This window comes from Kribbella pratensis, from assembly GCF_004365355.1.
In the GTDB taxonomy this organism is placed as follows: Bacteria; Actinomycetota; Actinomycetes; order Propionibacteriales; family Kribbellaceae; genus Kribbella.
Genome location: NZ_SODP01000003.1, coordinates 657346 through 678515, shown reverse-complemented (window position 1 = coordinate 678515; position 21170 = coordinate 657346). Strand labels below are relative to the sequence as shown.

General features: G+C 67.4%; 23 protein-coding genes and 1 tRNA gene. 13 read left to right on the top strand and 11 right to left on the bottom strand.

From position 1 onward, the window contains the following. The first annotated feature begins 92 nt into the window (after positions 1–92). Together EV653_RS31075 and EV653_RS31070 are read left to right on the top strand one after the other, a co-directional pair. Complete coding sequence (locus EV653_RS31075; RefSeq protein ID WP_134108068.1) at positions 93–404, top strand: hypothetical protein; 312 nt, start codon at positions 93–95, stop codon at positions 402–404. An 88-nt stretch (positions 405–492) separates the two neighbouring features. Further along, entirely contained in the window at positions 493–957 is a 465-nt protein-coding gene (locus EV653_RS31070; protein WP_166679631.1) for a HEAT repeat domain-containing protein, read from the top strand. A 36-nt stretch (positions 958–993) separates the two neighbouring features. Here the strand turns inward: EV653_RS31070 and EV653_RS31065 are convergent, their stop codons facing one another. Together EV653_RS31065 and EV653_RS31060 are read right to left on the bottom strand one after the other, a co-directional pair. Continuing rightward, positions 994–1431: a hypothetical protein gene (locus tag EV653_RS31065; protein WP_134108064.1), complete on the bottom strand. Its 438-nt coding sequence runs from the start codon at positions 1429–1431 to the stop codon at positions 994–996. A 124-nt stretch (positions 1432–1555) separates the two neighbouring features. After that, positions 1556–2059: a DinB family protein gene (locus EV653_RS31060; RefSeq protein ID WP_134108062.1), complete on the bottom strand. Its 504-nt coding sequence runs from the start codon at positions 2057–2059 to the stop codon at positions 1556–1558. 224 nt (positions 2060–2283) lie between these two features. Here EV653_RS31060 and EV653_RS31055 point away from each other — a divergent pair, with 224 nt between their 5' ends. From EV653_RS31055 to EV653_RS31045, 3 genes are all read left to right on the top strand, one after another. Beyond that, entirely contained in the window at positions 2284–2802 is a 519-nt protein-coding gene (locus EV653_RS31055) for a hypothetical protein (RefSeq protein ID WP_134108060.1), read from the top strand. A 735-nt stretch (positions 2803–3537) separates the two neighbouring features. Beyond that, positions 3538–3750 (top strand): hypothetical protein, encoded by a 213-nt coding sequence (locus EV653_RS31050; protein ID WP_134108058.1) that lies wholly within the window; start codon positions 3538–3540, stop codon positions 3748–3750. Positions 3751–3991: 241 nt separating this feature from the next. Next, the gene (locus EV653_RS31045; RefSeq protein ID WP_134108056.1) at positions 3992–4372 is read left to right on the top strand and encodes a hypothetical protein; all 381 of its coding nucleotides are present in this window, start codon (positions 3992–3994) and stop codon (positions 4370–4372) included. 314 nt (positions 4373–4686) lie between these two features. On the opposite strand, the gene EV653_RS41395 is transcribed toward EV653_RS31045, so the two are convergent. After that, a tRNA-Gln gene (locus EV653_RS41395) sits at positions 4687–4758 on the bottom strand. Positions 4759–4882: 124 nt separating this feature from the next. Here EV653_RS41395 and EV653_RS31040 point away from each other — a divergent pair. From EV653_RS31040 to EV653_RS31015, 6 genes are all read left to right on the top strand, one after another. Then, positions 4883–5878: an acyl-CoA desaturase gene (locus tag EV653_RS31040; protein ID WP_134108054.1), complete on the top strand. Its 996-nt coding sequence runs from the start codon at positions 4883–4885 to the stop codon at positions 5876–5878. 53 nt (positions 5879–5931) lie between these two features. Continuing rightward, on the top strand, positions 5932–6573 hold the full coding sequence (locus tag EV653_RS31035; RefSeq protein ID WP_134108052.1) for a TetR/AcrR family transcriptional regulator: 642 nt from the start codon (positions 5932–5934) through the stop codon (positions 6571–6573). A gap of 74 nt (positions 6574–6647) precedes the next feature. Further along, entirely contained in the window at positions 6648–7826 is a 1179-nt protein-coding gene (locus tag EV653_RS31030) for a sensor histidine kinase (RefSeq protein WP_238160550.1), read from the top strand. Continuing rightward, positions 7826–8491 carry a response regulator transcription factor gene (locus EV653_RS31025; RefSeq protein ID WP_134108048.1) on the top strand — a complete coding sequence of 222 codons (666 nt, stop codon included), beginning with the start codon at positions 7826–7828 and terminating at the stop codon, positions 8489–8491. Before EV653_RS31030 ends, EV653_RS31025 begins: the two co-directional genes overlap by 1 nt. Positions 8492–8590: 99 nt before the next feature. Next, a complete protein-coding gene (locus EV653_RS31020) occupies positions 8591–9370 on the top strand; it encodes an ABC transporter ATP-binding protein (protein WP_134108046.1) in 780 nt (259 codons plus the stop codon). A gap of 1 nt (position 9371) precedes the next feature. Then, positions 9372–11834, top strand: coding sequence for an ABC transporter permease (locus EV653_RS31015; RefSeq protein ID WP_134108044.1), 2463 nt, complete (start codon positions 9372–9374; stop codon positions 11832–11834). Positions 11835–11877: 43 nt separating this feature from the next. Here EV653_RS31015 and EV653_RS31010 read toward each other — a convergent pair whose 3' ends face one another. Together EV653_RS31010 and EV653_RS31005 are read right to left on the bottom strand one after the other, a co-directional pair. Beyond that, positions 11878–12225, bottom strand: coding sequence for a VOC family protein (locus EV653_RS31010; protein WP_134108042.1), 348 nt, complete (start codon positions 12223–12225; stop codon positions 11878–11880). Between the two features lie 2 nt (positions 12226–12227). Continuing rightward, positions 12228–13025 (bottom strand): methyltransferase domain-containing protein, encoded by a 798-nt coding sequence (locus EV653_RS31005; protein ID WP_134108040.1) that lies wholly within the window; start codon positions 13023–13025, stop codon positions 12228–12230. Positions 13026–13122: 97 nt separating this feature from the next. Between EV653_RS31005 and EV653_RS31000 the strand changes: the two genes are divergently transcribed. Next, positions 13123–13620, top strand: a complete 498-nt coding sequence (locus EV653_RS31000; RefSeq protein ID WP_130440594.1) for a MarR family winged helix-turn-helix transcriptional regulator — start codon at positions 13123–13125, stop codon at positions 13618–13620. 459 nt (positions 13621–14079) lie between these two features. On the opposite strand, the gene EV653_RS30995 is transcribed toward EV653_RS31000, so the two are convergent. Next, a complete protein-coding gene (locus tag EV653_RS30995) occupies positions 14080–15840 on the bottom strand; it encodes an ABC-F family ATP-binding cassette domain-containing protein (RefSeq protein ID WP_370358936.1) in 1761 nt (586 codons plus the stop codon). Between the two features lie 73 nt (positions 15841–15913). On the opposite strand from EV653_RS30995, the gene EV653_RS30990 reads away from it, so the two are divergent. Beyond that, the gene (locus EV653_RS30990) at positions 15914–16762 is read left to right on the top strand and encodes a fructosamine kinase family protein (RefSeq protein WP_166679629.1); all 849 of its coding nucleotides are present in this window, start codon (positions 15914–15916) and stop codon (positions 16760–16762) included. On the opposite strand, the gene EV653_RS30985 is transcribed toward EV653_RS30990, so the two are convergent. The 5 genes from EV653_RS30985 to rsmA all read right to left on the bottom strand — a co-directional run bounded on the left by EV653_RS30985 (position 16746) and on the right by rsmA (position 21152). Beyond that, a complete protein-coding gene (locus tag EV653_RS30985) occupies positions 16746–18623 on the bottom strand; it encodes an elongation factor G (RefSeq protein ID WP_134108033.1) in 1878 nt (625 codons plus the stop codon). The two genes, EV653_RS30990 and EV653_RS30985, sit on opposite strands and share 17 nt — an antisense overlap. A 148-nt stretch (positions 18624–18771) precedes the next feature. Next, on the bottom strand, positions 18772–19059 hold the full coding sequence (locus tag EV653_RS30980; protein WP_134108031.1) for a type II toxin-antitoxin system VapC family toxin: 288 nt from the start codon (positions 19057–19059) through the stop codon (positions 18772–18774). A gap of 70 nt (positions 19060–19129) precedes the next feature. Further along, positions 19130–19291 (bottom strand): type II toxin-antitoxin system Phd/YefM family antitoxin, encoded by a 162-nt coding sequence (locus EV653_RS42770; protein WP_202871909.1) that lies wholly within the window; start codon positions 19289–19291, stop codon positions 19130–19132. Positions 19292–19322: 31 nt separating this feature from the next. Beyond that, complete coding sequence (locus EV653_RS30970; protein WP_202871908.1) at positions 19323–20255, bottom strand: 4-(cytidine 5'-diphospho)-2-C-methyl-D-erythritol kinase; 933 nt, start codon at positions 20253–20255, stop codon at positions 19323–19325. 18 nt (positions 20256–20273) lie between these two features. Further along, positions 20274–21152 (bottom strand): 16S rRNA (adenine(1518)-N(6)/adenine(1519)-N(6))-dimethyltransferase RsmA, encoded by an 879-nt coding sequence (gene rsmA / locus EV653_RS30965; RefSeq protein WP_134108025.1) that lies wholly within the window; start codon positions 21150–21152, stop codon positions 20274–20276. Positions 21153–21170 lie beyond the last annotated feature (18 nt).

Sequence of the window (21170 nt, the reverse complement as noted above, 5' to 3'; positions counted from 1 at the left end):
CATAGCGTGATTCTCATCGCGCGCCGAGCCCCAACGTGGCGCGCCAAGCGCCGGGGATGGGAGCGGCCCATAAGCGCATCTACGATGCGGGCATGTCATCCGAGTCGCAGATCTTCCCTCCACGTGCGGCGATCATGCGGAAGTTCTGGCGTGCGCTCGCGGTGGCATCTGCGACGACGGTCGGTGTGGCTGCGCTCGTTGCGTTCGCCGGAGCCATGCACGGTTGGCTTCGGTGGCCGATTGGTTTGACGGGTCTCGCATCCATCGTCTTCTGTCAGTGCAGGTGGGCCGACGCTGCGGAGTACCTGGCGAAGGCGAAGGGCATCTACCACCCGATGTACGGCGTCCTCGGCCCACTCGGCCTGGTCATGGTCATGCTCACCAGGTCGACGCAAAAGCCTTGATCGGGCGAGGCGCACGCGTGTGCGGTTCCCCGATCTGCACGGCAGATCTCGGTTGCCAGATTGATGGAGCATCGATTCAACTGGGCGTGTGGACGAACTGGATCCGGATGGGCCTGACGAATTCCGTAGTGGACCGTTCGTCATTCCGATCATCGAGGACGACGACCCGCGGTTCGTGAAAGATCAGTTGCTCTGGTCGTCTGCGACGGCCACGGCGCAGGCCCTGCACACGTGGGAAGAGCTGCGCCAAGGATTGAGCCATGCGGACTGGCGAGTCCGTCACGAGAGCGTCATTCGCATCTCCGCGCGTTGGCGCAACGACCCGCGAACGCTGCCCGCGATTCTCCAGATGGCAGTCGAAGACCCGGTCCCCGAAGCTCGAGACTCGGCGGTCATGTGTCTGACCGACCACCCCGGCGAGGCCGTCCGCGGAACGCTGGAGCGGGCCGCGCACGACCCCGACGCCGAGGTGCGATGGTCAGCCAACTACTGCCTCGCCCAACACGGATTCGACCACGAGCCCGTCTGGCCGGACAGCGACGCGACCGAGTAGAACCCCCGGTCCACCTGAAGCCTGCGGGCGAAGCGCCTAGAGCCAGGGCGGGTCGTATCGAGCTACATAGGCGCGTGCGCGTTCTGTCGGATCTGCCCAGTACTGATGCGGTTGTCGATGCACGTGCTTTTCGCAGAACTCCCGAAGGTCACTGCTGATCGTCTCCACCTCACGGACGGGGAGACCTTCGAACTCGCTGTTGACCTGCAGGAGTTCGGACTCAAGGTTCCAACCCGACGCATCGAACGCCCACGCGCTCCACCTCGCATACACGTGAAGCGGATGCTCGAAGTCACCCAAGTACAAGGCCGCCAAGCCGATCCCCTGCTCAGGATAGAAATCCCTGCACACCCAGGCCAGCACATGGCACGCACCACTCGAAAAGAACGCCCGATCCGTCCGCTCCCAGGAAACCCGTTGATCCGCCCGCTCAATCGCGGTCCGCCGAAACACCCCAGACGCCGTCACTACCACGGCCCGATGCTAACGAAGCCCCATCCGCTGCGAGCCTCCAAGCACCCCAATGCGTCTTTCCGCGTCGCTGTCCGCCGGCGATCTGCACATCCGAAAAGCACGGATCGCGGCGTGAGAGTGCTCTTCAGGTCGTCGGCTCGTCGAGGACGAGGCGCTGTCCGCCGTCGACCAGCTCACGACAGATGTCAAGGTGTCCGGCGTGAGTGGCCGTCTCGACGATCACGTGCAACAAGACCTCTCGCAGGGACGAGTACGGAGGGTTGCCGCTGTCCTCGAACCACCAGACCGGCTGCGCGTCCAGCGGCAACTCGGCGACAGCAGCCTTAGCCAGCCTGCACTCATTGGCGTACTGCTCGAGAAGCTCCTCGTCGCTTTGGAGGTCGGGCGCGGTCCAGCCGTCGTACCCCTGGGGAAGATCCACGTGCTCGCCAGCCATGACGGCTCGAAACCACACGCGCTCGACGTCCAGCGTCAGGTGCCTGATGACACCTCGGGGTGTCCAGCCTGAGGGGACCTGGGAGTGGCGGCGAGCCTCGGCCGGCATCGCCATGACTTGTTCCACGACATGCGTCCGCTGCGCGTCGAGCCACTCAAGCAGCTCGCGCTTCATTGTCTGCTCTGTATTCATGTCCACACCTACAGTCAACCTGAAGCGTTCGTCTCCGCTCACAACCTGGTGGGACCAGCGCACTTGTCGTCGGCATGTGCGTGCCCTGGCGGGTGTCCCAGGTGTCACTCAGGCCTCTAGCCTGTCGTACATCAGTTGGCGGGAATGTGTCGCGGATCTGTTGGCGGATCACAGGGGCTAGCGGAGGCAGCGAACCGTCCGTACGGAAGGAAGGAACCGAGTCCATGAGTGATCGCGACGCGAGCTCGCACGCGGAGGCGGGTGTCAAGGTTCCGAAGGAGCCTGAAGACCCGCTCCCGGGGGAAGTGGAGCCAACGCCCGAAGAGGACGCGGCTCAAGCAGTGATGCAGTGGCTCACCGAGAACCCCGACACCAACGCGGGCAGCGTTTGCATTCTCCGCGACCACAAGACCGTCGTGGTCTATTGGAAAGGTGATCCCCCGGCTGATCTGCAGCGATTCGTGGCGGGTCAACCGGTGCCGGTGGCCATTCGCAAGGCCACCTACAGCAGGGCCGAACTGGTGGCCGCCGCCAGGTCCCTGCTGGAAGCCAATAAGGGCGTCATAAGCTCGGCTGGGCCGAACGATGACTTCTCCGGCGTGGGGATCAGCCTTAGCTCCAAGGCGCCGGAGACGGCGCTGGCGGCGCTGAGGGCGCTGAGGGCGCAAAGCGAGGTGCCGATTGAGTTCCGCGGGGTTCGGGACGTTATATATGGCCGCCCATCGTCGCGGACCTTCGATTGACGAGATCGAATCGGCAGGTTGCGCGCCTGTTCGGTGATCACCAAGTCAGGTCGCGTCACGTGTCGGTGGCCTTGCCCTGAAACAGTGCGCCGGCCGGATCAGCAGCCCTCGACGATCAAGACCATCACGCGGTGGCCATCGTCGCGAAACTCTCCGATTTCGAATGAGGCCATGGGGTCTGCGTGGCCGGCCCAGTACTGCTCGACCTCCGCACTCAGTCCGCTGCGATCTGCGCCCACGTGCTCATGGACGGCACCGTTGTATACGTGCATCACCTTGACGTCTGTTCGGGCCAGCAGTCTGCGGGCCTGAGTCGGCGTCAGGGCGCCCTGACCGCGTCTCCGCCATGCGACACCGTGGTCATCAGTCCACGTTCGGTATCGAAGCGGTCGAGGTACGTCGAACACCTCGCCGATAGCTAGCTCGACGACGGCGCTCTCGCAGCACTCCCGATGCGACCGACCAGACATCTCCCGAAGTATGCCGCTCCCTCTAGATGGACACGAACTCCTTTGGCCCGATCCGCTCCCCGACAATCACGACTGGGCGAGACCACGCCGCGGTCACCCGCTATAGACGCCAGATGGCGCGCTGAGCGCCGGGCGGGTGGGAGCCGTCTGCAGCCGTCAACGGGTCCCGTTAGCAAATCCGTTAGCAAGCCGCCAGCTTGGCAGTGCGGTCGAGCGCCTGAGGTTACGATCGCCCGCATCATGACGGGCAGAGAGGGATGATTTCATGACGGCCGAGTCGCGGCAGCTGTGGCAGCAGGTCGTCATCATGGCCTGCCGTGCTGGGGCCGCAGCAGCCTTCTGCATCTGGTTGATCGAGAAGGCGGATTCGTTCTCGGACTGGAAGGCAGTACTGGGCATCGTCCTGCTGGTCGTCGCCGTGCTCGACCTGGGGTGGAGGATCCAAGGGCTGAGGCGCGTACGGCGAAGCGAGCTGTAGACGCGACGTCACGTTGCTCGACCGCCACACCTGCCCCGTCCGCCTGATAGCTGCCAACCAAGGTCAACGCGGCGCAGGTCAAGGGTCGGCTTGTCGATCCCGTAGGGCCGCCTCTGGCGCTCTTGATGCGTATCGTGGGTGACCTCCCGATCGAGCGGCCACCGGGACGGGGCAACCCACGGTCAGACGCCAGGCGGCTGAGACACTGTCTGTCGTGAGGTCGGTACAGGTGTTCCCGCGAATGGACCTTCCTCGGCTGATCTACCTGCTCGATAGCGTGGGCGAACGTGCAGGGTTGGAATGGTTCGGGGTTGCCGATCGACGGCTTGAGATCAGTCTGACCCGCTACGAATCTGTGCAGGACCTGATCCACGCGTTGGCGGACGAGGGCTCATTCTCCGCATCCGAGCTGGACGCCTTGTGGCAGGTGAGGGATGAACTCGCGGGGATCTGGGTCGAGGTTCGTGTTTCCGGTCGCGGGGACTACCAGGCCGAGATGCGTGACCTTGTTGAGCGTCTCCTGGCCGAGGGTGGGTACGCGATCGATGACTATTCGGCCGGCGCGTGGTCAATCGAACAGATCCGGAACGGCCGCGCAGATGGTCAGACCTTCCGGGCCTGATGGTTCCGGTACGTCGGCACGAGCGCGGATCGCGGCGTGAGAGTGCATTTGCTCATACCCGGGGGTGGGAACCCGAAGCACGGCGACGAAGGAGGCGCGCGTAGCACCGCGTGGGGGCCAACCCCATCCAGCCCGCACGCCGCGGACCAGCTCCACCACGGGTGCGGTCACGCGCGATAAGCGCGTAAATGGCGCGCTAAGCGCCGGGTGGGTGGGAGCGGCGCGTAGCACGGCGAGGAACGAGTCGCGCGTAGCACCGCGTGGGGGCCAACCCCATCCACCTCACCAGCCGCGATTGGCGCAGTACGGAAAAGCTCCCCCGCCAGGTTTCGATCCTGGTCTTCGAGATTCAAAGTCTCGCGGGCTGCCGATTACCCCACGGGGGATCGTGGTTGCCGGGATAGTTTGCCATGAGTGGGGTGGATGACACGCCCAGGGGTTCCTTACCTACGGTGCCGTAGGTTACGGTGGCGTAGGTAAGGAACCCCCGACCAGAGGGATGAAACAGTTATGACCCCACCCGTTGCCACGCCGGAAGCGCCCACCCGTATCGCCCCGGCTGTCGAGGACGTGAACACCGGGACGCTCGGCGGTGAGCAGAAGAAGGCCTGGGAGCAGCTCGCGCTGGCGTTGTTCATCGGCATTCCGTTCCTGGCGGTGCTGGCGGCGGTGCCGATCGCGTGGGGTGGTTTCCTCGGCTGGCGGGACGTCGTGCTCGCCGTGGTGTTCTACACGGTCGCGGGGCACGGGATCTCGATCGGTTTCCACCGGCTGTTCACGCACAAGTCGTTCAAGCCGAACCGTCCGATGAAGTACGCGCTGGCCATCGCCGGCTCGCTGGCGATCGAGGGGCCGGTGATCCGCTGGGTGGCCGATCACCGCAAGCACCACAAGTTCTCCGACCGCGACGGCGACCCGCACAGCCCGTGGAAGTACGGCAACACCCTCGGAGCGCTGACCAAGGGCTTCTACCACGCTCACGTCGGCTGGCTGTTCGACACCGAGCAGACCCCGCAGCGCCAGTACGCACCGGACCTGCTGAAGGACAAGGACATCGTGCGGGTGTCCCGCATGTTCCCGCTCCTGGTGGCGGTCTCCCTCCTCGCGCCCGCGGTCATCGGCGGCCTCTGGTCCTGGTCGATCTCCGGCGCGCTGACCGCGTTCTTCTGGGCCAGCCTGGTCCGCATCGCGCTGCTGCACCACGTCACCTGGTCGATCAACTCGATCTGCCACACGATCGGCGACCGGCCGTTCAAGAGCCGGGACAAGTCCGGCAACGTGTGGTGGCTGGCGATCCTGAGCCAGGGTGAGTCATGGCACAACCTGCACCACTCCGACCCGACCTGCGCGCGGCACGGCGTACTCAAGGGTCAGCTCGACACGTCGGCGCGCTGCATCTGGTTCTTCGAGAAGCGCGGCTGGGTCTCCGATGTCCGGTGGCCGGTCAAGGAGCGGCTGGAGGCCCGACGTGTGGACTCTTCGCCCCGTACGCTCAAGGCTGCTTGAAAACTCCCAACGGCACGACCCGAAGTGCGGCATGATGCTGACGTGATCACGACGTGACGGAACCCAAACCGCGGCGGTCCGGCCGGATCCGGATGACCAGTGCCGAACGTCGCGAACAACTCATCACGATTGCCCGCGGCCTGTTCGCGCAGAAGGGGTACGAGGCCACCTCGGTCGAGGAGATCGCGCACCGCGCCGAGGTCTCCAAGCCGGTCGTCTACGAACACTTCGGCGGCAAGGAGGGCCTGTACGCCGTTGTCGTCGACCGCGAGGTCCGCAGCCTGCTGGACGGCGTCACCGGTGCGCTGACGGCCGGCCGCGCGCACGAGCTCGTCGAGCAGGCCGCGCTCGCGCTGCTCGACTACATCGAGAAGAACGCCGACGGTTTCCGGATCCTGGTCCGCGACTCGCCGGTCGGGTCGTCGACCGGTTCGTTCATCTCGATCCTGAGCGATGTCGCGACCCGGGTCGAGCACATCCTCGCCGAGGAGTTCAAGCGCCGCGGCCTGGACCCGAAGAACGCGCCGATGTACGCCCAGATGCTGGTCGGCATGGTCGCGCTCACCGGTCAGTGGTGGCTCGACGCCCGCAAACCCAAGAAGCCCGACGTCGCCGCCCACCTGGTCAACCTGGCCTGGAACGGCCTGTCCGGCCTCGAGGCCAAGCCCACACTCTCGACCAGACCGCACAAGTAACAACCCACGGTCGTACGGCGAAATCCGCCCGTGGCATGACCTCAGCGCAAAATCAGCCCCGTACCCTGGCTCGCATGACGGGGATGCTGACCGCGAGGCCGCTGCCTGCCCGGAGCAAGGCGTTCGACCTGCTGCTGGCCGGCGGGCTCTGCATGACCTTCGGCTTCCTGTCGCTGGCCCAGGTGCACTGGGGCGGCATCCTCGCGTTCGGCATGCTGGTCCCGCTGATCTGGCGCCGCACCCACCCCGAGCTGACCTTCTTCGCGGTCTGCTCGGTGGCCGTCGTGCAATGGCTGTTCGGCATCCAGTTGCAGGCCGGCAACGTCGGTCTGCTCGTCGCGCTCTACGCGATCGCCGTGTACGGCGACGTGCGGCTGAGCCGGATCGCCCTCGGCATCGGCGGCCTCGGCGTGCTGATGGCGGTCTCGCGGTACTGGTCGAACTCGGACTGGAAGCAGCAGATCACCACGATGGTCGGCCTCGCCGCGGTCGTCTTCGGCGTCTGGGCCTTCGGCGACCGCCGCCGTACCCGTGGTCTGTACGTCGCTCAGCTCGAGGAGCGCGCCGCACAGCTCGAACGGGACCGCGACCGCGAGTCGAAGCTGGCCGTGAGCAACGAACGGACCCGGATCGCCCGCGAGATCCACGACGTGGTCGCGCACGGCCTGTCGATCATGATCGTCCAGGCCGACGGCGGACTGTACGCCGCGGACCAGTCGCCCGAGGCGGCGAAGAAGGCGCTGGCCACCATCGGCGACACCGGCCGCGCGAGCCTGACCGAGATGCGCAAGATGCTCGGCCTGCTCAAGCAGGACGAGCAGAACGAGCTCGACCCGAACCAGCCGCGCCCGCAGCCGGGCGTGTCCAGCCTGCCGGAGCTGATCGACAACGTCCGCGAGGCCGGGCTGAACGTCACGTACGACGTCACCGGCCGGCCGCGCGATCTGCCCGCGCTGCTGGGACTCACGGCGTACCGGATCGTGCAGGAGGGTCTGACCAACACGCTGAAACACGCCGGGCCGGGAGCGCGTACCTCCGTCTCGTTGGACTTCGGGCACGAGATGCTGACCGTGGTGGTCACCGATGACGGCCGTGGTGCCGGCGTCGCGCCGAGCTCCGACCCGGGCCACGGCCTGGTCGGGATGCGGCAGCGCGCCTCGGTCTCGGGCGGTACGGTGAGCGCCGGACCGAAGGCGGGCGGCGGTTACGAGGTGATCGCCAAACTGCCCTACAACTTGCCGAGTGGAGAGTAATGGACGACGTGATCCGGGTGTTCCTCGTGGACGATCAGGAGCTCGTCAGAGCAGGTTTCACGATGCTCGTGGACTCCCAGCCCGATATGCGGGTGGTCGGCCAGGCGGGTGACGGTGGTGAGGCGGTCGAGAAGATCCAGGTCACGGCGTGCGACGTCGTACTGATGGATGTCCGGATGCCGCGGCTGGACGGGGTCGAGGCGACCCGCCGGCTCCAGTCGTTGCCGGACGCACCGAAAGTGATAGTGCTGACCACGTTCGACCTGGACGAGTACGCGTTCTCCGCGATCAAGGCCGGCGCGGCCGGATTCCTGCTCAAGAACACCCCGCCGGCCGACCTGCTGTCGGCGATCCGCCAGGTGCACTCCGGAGACGCAGTCGTCTCCCCCAGTACGACGAAGCGCCTGCTCGAGCACTTCGCCGGGGCACTGCCCGACACCGAGACCGAGCGCCCCGACCTGGCCGATCTGACGGCCCGCGAGCGAGAGGTCCTGGTCGAGGTCGCCCGCGGCCTGTCGAACACCGAGATCGCCAAGCTCTTCACGTTGTCCGAGGCAACGGTCAAGACGCACATCGGCCGCATCCTGGCCAAGACCGGCCTGCGCGACCGGGTCGCCCTAGTCGTCCTGGGGTACGAAACGGGTCTGGTCAGACCCACCAAGTAATACCCAGGTAGGACCCGTAGTCCCCACTCTGGTCCGACGTAACCGGGCCCCCGGATCACTAACTTCTTGGACAACATCGGAGTTGAACCAAGGAGTGACATGAGCTTGCAGACCGGAGAGCTTGCGGCCGGGCGGTTGCCGCAGGACGGGGAACCGCGGACCGCGATCCGGGCGCACGAGCTGCGCAAGGTGTACGGACAGGGCGATACCGCGGTCGCCGCTCTCGACGGTGTCTCGGTCGACTTCGGTGTCGGCCAGTTCACCGCGATCATGGGCCCGTCCGGGTCCGGCAAGTCGACGCTGATGCACTGCCTGGCGGGGCTCGACACGCCGACCGGCGGTCAGGTCCTGCTCGGCGAGACCGAGCTGACCCAACTGCCCGACTCGGAGCTGACCAAGATCCGCCGGGACCGGGTCGGCTTCGTGTTCCAGTCGTTCAACCTGCTCCCGATGCTGACGGCCAAGGACAACATTCTGCTGCCGCTCGAGCTCGGCAACCGCAAGCCCGATCAGCAGTGGCTCGACACGCTGATTGACGTACTCGGTCTCAAGGACCGGCTCACGCACCGGCCGTCGGAGCTGTCCGGCGGTCAGCAGCAGCGGGTCGCGGTCGCGCGGGCCCTCGTCGGCCGGCCGGAGGTCGTGTTCGCCGACGAGCCGACCGGCAACCTGGACTCGCGGTCCGGCGCCGAGGTGCTCGGCTTTCTGCGCCGTTCGGTCCGCGAGTTCGGCCAGACCGTGGTGATGGTCACCCACGACCCGCTGGCCGCGTCGTACGCCGACCGCGTCGTGATGCTTGCCGATGGCAAGCTTGCGGGCGAGCTGCGGCAGCCGACCCCGGAGAGCGTCCTCGACGCCCTGCGCCAGCTGGGAGCCTGACGTGCGACGTTCCATCCTCTCCTCGCTGCGCGCCCACGTGGGTCGCCTGGTCGCCGCCTGTCTGGCGATCGTTCTCGGGGTCGGTTTCGGTTCGCTGGCGATGATCGTGCACTCGTCCGCGTCGCACGGTGTCGACGAGACGATCGGCGCGCAGTACAAGGGTGTCGACGCCGTCGTCTACCCGAGCCAGGCGTCGATCTCACCCGCCGACATCGCCAGCGTGCAGAAGCTGCCGCAGGCCGCATCGGTCGTCACGCTGACAACCGCATACATGCAGGTGTCGTACCCGGACCTGGTCCGGCCGACCACGCTCCCGATCGACGCGCTCTACGACACCACGCGCATCGCCGGTCCCGGCACCTCCTCGGGACGGTTGCCAACCACATCGAACGAGATCGCGCTGCCGGCCCGCACCGCGGCCAAGCACAAGGTCACCGTCGGCCAGACCCTGCGGATCAGCTCGTACGAGGACAAGTCCTGGAACGTCACGGTCGTCGGGCTCCTCGATGACTCGAAGTACGTCGGTACGGCGTCCGCGGTCGCGACTCCAGCCGCCGTGAAGATGTTCGAACCGGGCGCCTTCGTCCGCGGGGTCGCGATCGCCGCCAAGCCCGGCGTCACGCAGCAGCAGCTGGCCGACGCCGCGGGACCCGTTGTTTCCAAGGGTTTGGAGACCTTCACCGGAACGGGATTCATCGCACACGAGGTGAAGAGCTACACCAACGGCATCGACGTCCTCGGCGGTGTGTTCGGGATGTTCGCCGTGATCGCGCTGTTCGTGGCGTGTCTGGTGATCGGTAACACGTTCACGATCGTGATCGCCCAGCGCACCCGCGAGATGGCGCTGCTGCGGTGTGTCGGCGCGTCCCGGCGGCAGGTGTTCTCGTCCGTGATCGCCGAGGCGAGCGTGGTCGGCGTGATCGCGTCGACGGTCGGTGTCGTCTTCGGTGTCGCGCTTTCCGCGCTGGGTCTGGCTCTGTCCCGCGAGTTCGACTGGGGCATCCCACCGGTGCCGCTGCACCTGGACCTGTCGTCGGTGTTCCTGCCGCTGCTGCTCGGAACCGTGGCGACCCTGATTGCTGCCGTCGTACCGGCTCGTCGGGCGACCAAGGTGGCGCCGCTCGCAGCACTGCGACCTGAAACTGCTCCGGCGGCCGCGTCCAAGGGCGGCGTACTGCGTCTGATCGTGGGTTTCCTGCTCCTTGTCGGCGGTGGCCTGCTGCTGGCGGCCGGAGCGGCATCACACCAGGTCCTGGTCGGCGTCGCGGGCGGTGCGATCTCGTTCCTCGGCATCCTCGCGGTCGGGTCGCTGCTCGTGCCAGCGCTGATCCGAGTGATCGGCGCAGTGCCCGCTCGGAGCGGTGGCGTACCCGCGAGGATCGCGGTCGCGAACGCGGTCCGGAACCCGAAGCGTACGGCGGCCACGACGTCCGCGCTGCTCATCGGCGTGACATTGATCAGCCTGACCTGCGTCGGGATCGCCTCGGTGCGGAAGACGTTCGACGTGTCGATGGACGGCCAGTACCCGGTCGACCTGATGGTGACGACGTACAAGGAGAAGATGCCGGCCAACGCCGAGCAGCAGCTCCGCAACATCAAAGGCATCACGCAGGTGGTCCCGGTCAGCCAGGTGCTGGTGAAGTCCGGCGGCCAAGAGGTCCAGGTGACGGGCATCGACCCGGCGAAGGCGGGCTCCGTCATCCACAACCCGGAGGCGGCCGCGAAGCTCAAACCGGGTACGGCGTTGTTGGACCGGTCAACGATGATCATGCTGAAGCTCGAGAACGGATCGCCGCTGACGATCGTGTCCGGACAGCACAAGCTGGCCGTCACGGCCCAGCAGGCGACCGGGCTCGATCCGATCACCGTGAGCTCGTCCGATCTCGCCAAGCTGGCGCCGACCGCGCCGCTGACCGGGTTCTGGCTGGCCTCGGACCCGAAGGCGGACGGCTCGGACGTGCTCGACGCCGTGGATCAGTCGCTCCCGACCGTGAAGGACCTCTCTGTCACGGGCGGCCTCGCCGAGCGGACCAGCTATACGAAGGTCTTCGACGTACTGCTGATCGTCGGGGTCGGTCTGCTCGGGGTCTCGGTGCTGATCGCACTGGTTGGCGTGGGCAACACGCTCAGCCTGTCCGTACTCGAGCGGACGCGGGAGAACGCGCTGCTCCGCGCGATGGGCCTGTCCCGCCGCCAGCTGCGCAGGATGCTCGCGGTCGAATCGTTGCTGATGGCACTGGTCGCGGCAGGCCTCGGGATCGTGCTCGGCCTGGTCTACGGCTGGACCGGGACGAGCGCGCTGATGGGCGGCCAGACCGTCGACGGCGGCGTCGAGTACGCCGTACCGGGGACGCTGCTGATCATCATCGCCGCAGTCGCCGCGGTCGCCGGTCTGCTCGCCTCGGTCCTGCCCGCCCGGCGGGCCGCGAAGGTCGCTCCGGCCGGTGCCCTCGCGACCGAATGAGCCAGCGGCTCGCCCGGCTTGAGGGGGCCGGGCGAGCCGCTCGTCAGACAACCTCGATTCGGTTCCCGTGGCCGTCGGCGGTGTGAAACCGCCGACGGCCCGGGATCGTCTCGTTGTCCCAGGTGACCGGATACCCGAGGTTGGCGAGCTTCGCCGCCAAGCCGTCCAGGTCGTCGACAGCCAACGCCGGATGCGCCTTCTTCGCCGGAGTGAACCCCGCCTCCACCCCGACATGGATCTCTGCGTCACCGGCCTTGAACCAGCATCCGCCACGCGGTTTGAGCAACTCCGGCTTCTCGACCTCGGTCATCCCGAGCGCCTCGCCGTAGAACGCCCGCGCCACGTCCTCACCTCCGGGCGGGCACGACACCTGCACATGATCGAGCCGCATGCTCAACTCTCCTTCTGCGCCAGCTTCTGGGCAACCGCGAAGATCCGGCGGAACGGCAGCACAGTCCCGTACGGCTTCTGCGGATAGGCCTCCGCCAACCGAGCGCCGTACTCGGCCTCGAACTGCTTGCGAAGGTCATCCGGCAACGACTGCAGCACCGGTCGCGCACCGGTCCCCTTCACCCATTCCAGTACGGCGTTGTCGCCCGCCAGCACGTGGAAGTACGTCGTCTCCCACGCATCCACCACGCAGCCCTCCGCGCTGAGCACGTCGACGTACTCCGCCGGCCCGGGCACGTCCGGACGCAGCGACGCGTCCTTCGCGTACTCGGCGTACGGCTCGGTCTCCGCGAGCTCACGGAGGATCGCGTGCGACGGCGCGTTCCCGTTCCCCGGGATCTGGATCGCCAGCCACCCGCCCGGACGCAACGCACGCACGAACCCGGGCAGCAGGTCGACCTGCTCCGGGACCCACTGCAGCGTCGCGTTGGTGACGATCACGTCGAGCGATCCCGGCTCGGCGGCCCATTCGCGAACGTCACCCAGTTCGAAGCTCAGGTGGTCGTCCGCGTACTCCGCCGCCGCCTCGAGCATCTGCGGTGAGCTGTCGATGCCACGGATGACAGCCTCCGGCCAGACCTCGCGCAGCGTCGCGGTCAGCGCGCCCGGACCGCAGCCGAGATCAACGACCGTCCGTACGTCGGTCGCCCGCACCCGCTCGACCAGGTCCCGGAACGGACGGGCCCGCTCGTCGGCGTACGTGCCGTACTGCACTGGACTCCACACCGGTGACGTCCGCATCGGTCTGCACCTCTCTCCACGATTTATCTTGACATCGAGATACTCTAGTCCTGCGACTTGTCTTGATGTCAAGAGTCTTGATGGGTAGTCTCGAACCATGGAGGACGAGGTCGATCGGCTGATCGAGGCCTGGCGCCGGGAGCGGCCCGACCTCGACGTGGCGCCGATGGAGGTGCTGTCCCGGGTCAGCCGGCTCGCGCGGCACCTGGATCGCGCCCGCAGTCAAGCGTTCGACACCCACGGCCTCGAGTCGTGGGAGTTCGACGTACTCGCGGCCCTGCGCCGGGCCGGTGCGCCGTACCAACTCTCCCCCGGCAAGCTGCTCAAGGAAACCCTGGTCACCTCCGGCACGATGACGAACCGGGTCGACAGGCTCGCCGCGCGCGGCTTGGTCGAGCGACTGCCGGACCCCTCGGATCGCCGCGGCGTGCTGGTCCAGTTGACCACCGCCGGACGCGACGCGGTCGACGCGGCGATGGCCGACCTGCTCACCCACGAGCGCGCACTGCTGGGATCGCTCAGCGAGCGCGACCAGCAGAAGATCGCCCGCGTACTGCGCGAACTGGTCCGCCCGTTCGATCTCGAAAAGCACTGACAATAGGCGCACAAACGCGCCGGAGAATTGTGCCGGAATAATCCGAAAAGACGACCCGTCACTTCTGCCCGGCCACGATCGTTGCTAGTTGCAACGAGATCGAGAGATTGCTGTAGCCGACGACTGTCGACACTGAGTGAGCGCCCGCACTAGGGTCATCACCGTCGGTGGCTGACCGACTACAAAACGTCAGATCACGGTGACTTCGGCGGCAAGAGGTGGTCCGCCGAAAGTGGCCGCGCGGTGTCCGGGGCTCGGGGCCCGAACAACGCCGGCCGGCACGGGGCCCGCTCACCCAGAGCCCGGCGCCCCCTCCGAATCACAGGGGATCGGAGGGGCGCCGCGGCTCAACCCGCGCCTCTGCGGCGTTACTGCGCCAGCTCGACCGCGTCTATCCGCCAGCTCCGCAGCGTCGATCCGCCGGCTCCGCAGGGGTCTACTCAGCCAGTTCGGCAGCGTCTACTCAGCCAGTTCGGCGGCTTCGAACCAGGCGGTCTCGAGCTCGGTCCGCTCGTCGGCGAGTTTGCGCAGCTCGGTGTCCAGCTCGGCCAGTCGCTCGTAGTCGCTCGCGCTGGCGGCCAGCTGGTCGTGCAGCTTCGCCTCGGTCTCGGTGAGTTTGGCGAGCTGCCGCTCGATCCGGTTCAGCTCTTTCTTCGCCGCCCGCGTCGCTGCCGGGTCAACGGACAAATTGCTGGACATCTCCGCGGCCGGTGTCAACGCATTTGACGGCGCCCGGCGTGGAATTCCGGCCTCGAGTTCCTCGAGATACTGATCGACACCGCGCGGCAGATGCCGCACCTGGCCGTCACCCATGATCGCGTAAACCATGTCGCTCACGCGTTCGAGGAAGTACCGGTCGTGGGTGACCGTGACGACGACGCCCGGCCAGCTGTCGAGGAAATCCTCCAGCACGGTGAGCGTCTCGACGTCCAGGTCGTTGGTCGGCTCGTCGAGGATCAGCACGTTCGGCTCGTCGAGCAGGATGCGCAGCAGTTGGAGCCGCCGCCGCTCGCCACCGGACAGGTCCGAGATCCGCGTCGTCAGCTTGTCCCCGGTGAACCCGAAGCGCTCGAGCAGCTGCGAGGACGTCAGCTCACCACCTCGACCCGCAAGCGCCGCCGTACGGCGGATCGCGGTGATGTGCTCGAGCACGGTCGCCGCGCCGTCGACCTCGTCGAGGGTCTGGGACAGGTTCGCGACGCGGACCGTCTTGCCCTGCTTGACCACGCCGCGGTCCGGGGCGAGCTGACCGGTGAGGACCTTGAGGAACGTCGTCTTGCCGGCGCCGTTCGGGCCGAGCAGCCCGATCCGGTCGGCCGGGCCGAGGCGGAACGTGACGTGGTTGAGCATCACCCGGTCGCCGAAGCTCAGGCCGACGTCCTCGACGTCGAACACGTCCTTGCCGAGCCGGGCCGTCGCCAGCTGCGACAGCGCGAGCTTGTCGCGTGGCGGCGGCTCGTTCTCGATCAGGGCGTTCGCCGCGTCGATCCGGAACTTCGGCTTGGTGGATCGCGCCGGCGCACCACGGCGCAGCCAGGCGAGCTCCTTCTTCAGGAGGTTCTGCCGCTTGGTCTCGGTGACCTGCGCAGACCGGGCCCGCTCGGCCTTGGCGAGTACGTAGGCGGCGTACCCACCGTCGTACGACGAGACCTGGCCGCCTTGCACCTCCCAGGTGACCGTGCAGACCGCGTCCAGGAACCAGCGGTCGTGGGTGACGACGATGAGGGCGCCGGCTCGGTCGACGACGTGCTCGGCGAGCCAGCTGACGGCCTCGATGTCGAGGTGGTTGGTGGGCTCGTCGAGGACGAGCAGGTCGACCTCGGTCAGCAACAGCCTCGCGAGCGACGCCCGGCGGCGCTCGCCACCGCTCAGGCTGCCGACGAGCGCCTGGTGGTCGACCTCGCCGAGCAAGTGCTCCATCACCGAGCGTGCGCGTGGATCGGCGGCCCAGGTGTAGGTCTCGACGTCGCCGAGCACCGCGTGCAGCACGGTCTGCCCGGGGTCGAGGTCGTCGCTCTGCCCGAGGTACCCGAGCCGCAGGTCGCGGTTGTGCGTGATCCGGCCGCTGTCGGGCTCCTCACGCCTCGCCAGGACCTGTAGAAGCGTCGATTTGCCGTCGCCGTTCCGCCCGACCACGCCGGCCCGTTCTCCGCGCCCGATCCCGAGGGTGACCGAGTCGAGCAACGTCCGGGTGCCGAAGCCTTTGGAAACAGCTTCCATATTGACCAAGTTAGGTGCCGCCATAACGCGCCCAAGGGTATCCGACCGCGGCACCCGTGCCAGGATCGTCCAGGTGCTGACTCCCGCCTGGCTCGAGGGCCTGTCCCTGGGCGACCCGATCGCAGCCGATCCGCTGGAGGGCGGCTACGCCAGCAAGACCTACCGCGTGCGTACGTCGCTGGGCCGGACGGTGGTCGTGAAGACCCAGGATGACCTGCCGCCCGACCTGTATCCGCTCGAAGCCGACGGCCTCGACGCGCTGCGGGTCCCGGGCGGATTCGCTGTACCGGAGGTGCTCCGGGTCACGTCGTCGTTCATCGTCCTGGCTGACCTCGGTACGGCGGCAGCGTCGCCGACGTACTTGGAGGATGCCGGGCGGGCGTTGGCGCTGCAGCATCGGCAGACGGCGGACAAGTTCGGGTACCACCGGGACAACTACCTGGGCACGCTTCCGCAGCGGAACCCGTGGACGTCCGACGGTCACGCGTTCTTCGCGGAGCAGCGTCTACTCCGGTACCTCGAGGAGCCCAACTGCTCCGGGCAGCTACCGTCGGCCGATCGCCACCGGCTGGAACGCCTTGCCGGTCGCCTGCCGGAACTGGTCCCGGACCAGCCGCCGTCGCTCCTGCACGGTGACCTCTGGCACGGCAACCTCCTGCCCGGCCCCGACGGGCAGCCCGGCATGATCGATCCCGCCGTCAACTACGGCTGGCCCGAAGCCGACCTGGCCACGCTGCTCGTCTACGGCAACCTGTCGGACGCCTTCTTCTCGGCGTACGAGGAGATGCACCCGCTGGCCGAGGGCTGGCGTGCGCGGATGCCGCTCCTGCACCTGCGTGAACTTCTCTGCATCACCGCCCACTGGCCCGACCGTGCGCAAACCGTCGCCGAGATCCACACGATCCTCAAGAGCTTCGATTGAGGTTGAGCACGTACTCCTTCTGATTGAGGGGGTTGCCGTCGGTCCGCGGACGGGTGGGAGCCGGGCCGGAGACCGGTTGATAGGTGTGGAACGTGGTGGCGAGGAGGCCTTCGCCGTGGCTCAGGGCCGGCAGCAGACTCTCGAACGGATGGGTGGTCGCCGCCGGGATCGTGCCCTCCAGGTGGGCCTGCGTCTCGGTCAGGGCGGTCTGTGAGACGAGACCGCGATGTTCGGCGACGTGGGCGAGAACGCGTGACACCGTGTCGGCCGGAACGTCGAGCTCGAAGTGGTTGACCGGCTCGAGGACCGTCGTACCGGCTCGGGCGATCGCCTCCAGCAGGACGAGCGGCACCAGCCGCCGGAAGTCACCGGCCGTCGTGCCGACGCTGTCGTAGGCCGTATGCGTGAGGTCGACCCGGATGTCCGGGACCTCCCAGCCGTACAGGCCTTGATGGAGCGTCAGGCGTACAGTCTCCTCGATCGCGGTATGGAACGCGCGCGGCAGCCCGCCGAGCTCGACCATCAGGTTGTACTCGATGCCCTCGGCAATCGGTGCGACACGGAATCCGACGCCGGCCAGCCACAAGTTGCCCGGCGCCATCATCTCGCGGACCGCGTCGCCCTCGCCGTCGAGCCGTTCGACGTGGATCGGCGTCGTCTCGCTGAACGTGACCTCGACGCCGTACTCCGTTTCGAGCAACGACGCGATGACCTCCTTCTGCACCTCGCCGTACAGGCTGACCGTGATGTCGTCGGCCTTGCGGACCCGGATCAGCGGGTCCTGCTCGGCGAGTTGCGTCAATGCCTGGAACAGCTTGACCCGGTCCCGCGCGCTCACCACGGTCTCCAGCGTCGGCGGCGCGAACAACCGTCCGACCTGCTTGGTACGCACACCGAGCTGATCGCCGATCCGGATGCTCTTCAACCCGCGCAACGCCACGATCTGACCGGCCTCGGCCCTGTCAACGGGACGGCCTGACACCTCGATCGCGCTCGGACGAGCCTGGTACTCCGCTCCGTCCACCGGGTGTACGTCGACGTACGAGCGTGCCGTCAAGGTGCCCGCGAACATCCGGGCCAGCGCGATCTTCTGCCCTGCCGCGCCGCGATCGACCTTGAAAACCCTTGCCTGCAACGGATCCTTCGTCGATCCGGTGGCCCGGGGCAACCATGACCGGATGCCCTCGATCACCTCGGGTACGCCGACGCCGGTCATCGCGGAGCCGAAGTACACCGGATGCACCCACGCCTCGGCGACCTGGCGCCGGAGCTCGCCGGCGAGGTCCAGCGCGCCGCCGGACAGGTACCGCTCGAGGAAGTCATCGTTGCGCTCGGCAAGCATCTCCGCCAGCGGCTCGTCGTCGACGGCCGTCAGGCGGGCGGACCGCGTCCCGAGGTCCATGACTCCGACCATCGGCACAGCGGCCGGTGTCAGCAAGCGCTTGATATCGGCCAGCAGCTCGTCGTACCGCGCACCGACGCGGTCGATCTTGTTCACGAACAGCAGCGTCGGGATACGCAGCCGGTCCAGCGTGCGCATCAGCAGCCGCGTCTGCGGCTGCACGCCTTCGACCGCGGAGATCACCAGCACCGCGCCGTCGAGCACCGACAGGGCCCGCTCGACCTCGGCGATGAAGTCGGAGTGCCCCGGGGTGTCGATCAGGTTGACCGGCAGGTCGCCGAGCGCGAACGACACCACCGCCGAGCGGATCGTGATGCCACGTTTCCGCTCGAGGTCCATCGAGTCGGTCTGGGTGTTCCCGTCGTCGACCCGGCCGACCCGGTCGATGACCCCGGCGGCGTACAGCAGCCGCTCGGTCAGGCTGGTCTTACCGGCGTCGACATGCGCCACAATGCCCATCGTCAGAGAGTTCAAGAGTCCTCGCGAATGCGTCGAAACGATCAGAACCGATGAGGTCGATCGATCCGCGGCGCATCCCGGTCTCCTGTCTCTGCACTAAGGGCCAGTCGGACCGTAACACCACACCCAGGGCGTGGACGAGCGATTTTCAGGCTTTGAGGACTGGTACGTCGTACCGCTGGATGAATCCGTCGCGAGTCACCAGCGTCAACTTCTCGACGAGAGCCTGGGCCACCAGCATCCGATCGAAGGGATCCCGATGGATCGCCGGCAACCGCCCGGCGAGGTCGGCATGCGCCATGGAGATCGGCAACTCGCTGAGACCACCACGCTCGATCCATTCCAGCAGGTTGTCCGGCAGGTTGATCTTCCCAGCCGCCTGCTTGATCGAGAGTTCCCAGACAGTCGTTCCGTCACGTGGGAATGCTGAAGTCATCGGCGATCTGTGCGTTCGTCTCTGGCGAGTCCCAGTCGTCAGCCAGGCTGATCTGATCTGCCAGCGAGCCTCACCCAGTCCGCCGGCGGGCAGTAGGCAGCGGAACTACTTTTGCGACAGGACGGCCGGCGCGGCTGATGACGACTTCCTCGCCATGCTCTACCCGCTCGATGATCCGAGACAGCTGCGTCTTCGCTTCATGAATGTTGTACTGCGGAGGAGGCTCGCCCATCATCCCCCCTTAGTCCACTTAGCTAAGCGTACTAGTGGGAGACGATGGCGGGAAGGATTCGGGCGCCGGGGACGGGGCCTTCGGCCTGGCGGACCATGCGGCACAGGCCGGACTCGGCGAGTTCGACGGCCAGGTCTACCGCGCTGCGACTGTCGGCGGCGAGGAACAGGCAGGTGGGGCCGGATCCGGAGATCTGCGCGGCGAGCGCGCCTTGGTCGAGGCCGAACTGGAGCGTGTCACCCAGCTCCGGACGCAACGACAACGCGGCCGCCTGCAGGTCGTTGCTGAGAGCAACAGCGAGGGCGCCGGGCTGACCGGACAGCAGCGCGGACAGCAGTTCAGGACGGACCTGCGGTGCCTCGACGCGGCGCAGCGGTCGCAGGCGGTCCAGCTCGGCGTACACCTCGGGGGTGGACAGGCCGCCGTCGGCGACCGCGAACACCCAGTGGAACGTCCCGCGGGACATCACCTCGGTGACCTGCTCGCCGCGGCCCTGACCGAGAGCGGTGTGCCCGACGAGGCAGAACGGCACGTCACTGCCCAGCTCCGCGGCGTGATGCTGCAGCTCGGTCTGCGTGAGCTGCAGACCCCACAGCCGGTTGCACGCCACCAGAGTCGCTGCGGCGTCAGTCGATCCACCGGCCATGCCGCCGGCCACCGGGATCGTCTTGCGGATGGTCAGGTCGACACCCTCGTCGACGTCGTACTCCGCCTGCAGCAGCCGGGCCGCCTTCACCGCGAGGTTCGTCTCGTCGGCCGGTACGTCGTCCGCGAAGTCCCCCACGATCTCGACCGAGACCTCGCCGTCGTCGTCCCGAACCTGCGCGGTGACGTCGTCGTACAGGGCGACGGCCTGGTACACCGTGGCGACGGGGTGGAACCCGTCTGGGCGCGGCGGACCGACCGACAGACCGAGATTGATCTTGGCCGGCGCTCGCACCGTGACCTCAACAGAAGGTGGCACGTCGCACAGGTTAGTGCCTTACTGAGTTCGACCTGCACCAGCGAGGGCCGCGAACTCGGTGATGCCGAGCATCTCGCCGCGCAACTGCGGGTCGATACCCGTTGCCGCGAGCACCTCGTCCAGCCGCGCGCGGTCCGGCATCCAGCGTGCCAGCGCGGAGCGGATCGTCTTACGCCGCTGCGAGAACGCGGCCTCGATCACCGCGAACACCTCCTCGCGGCTCGCCGGCGTGTCCGGCGGATCGCGTCGTTCGAACGCGACCAGCCCGGAGTCCACGTTCGGCGCCGGCCAGAAGACATTCCGCCCGACGGGCCCGGCGCGCCGCACATCGGCGTACCAGGCGGCCTTGGCGGACGGTACGCCGTACGTCCGCGAGCCGGGCGGGGCGGCCAGTCGGTCCGCGACCTCGGACTGCACCATGACGAGACCGTGGCGTAGCGAGTCGGACACCTGGAGCAGGTGGAGCAGGACGGGCACCGCGACGTTGTACGGAAGATTCGCCACGCAGGCGGTCGGCGTACCGATCTCCGCCGGGGTCACCTCCATCGCGTCGGCCTGGACCACGGTCAACGCGGAGGCCTGCTCGGGCGCGTACGTCGCGATGGTGGACGGGAGCGCCTGCGCGAGCAGCGGGTCGATCTCGACCGCGGTGACCGGGTGCCCCTCCGCGAGCAGCGCCAGAGTCAGTGAGCCGAGCCCGGGGCCGACCTCCAGCACGGTCTCGCCGGCGGACAGGTCGGCGGCGCGCACGATCCTTCGGACCGTGTTCGGGTCGATGACGAAGTTCTGGCCGCGCTGCTTGGTCGGACGAACCCCGAGCGCGGCGGCCAGTGAACGCACCTCCGCCGGACCGAGAAGCCTCGGTCCGGCGGAGGTGGATGAATCAGACGAGCTCACGCCGTCAGTGTGTCAGGC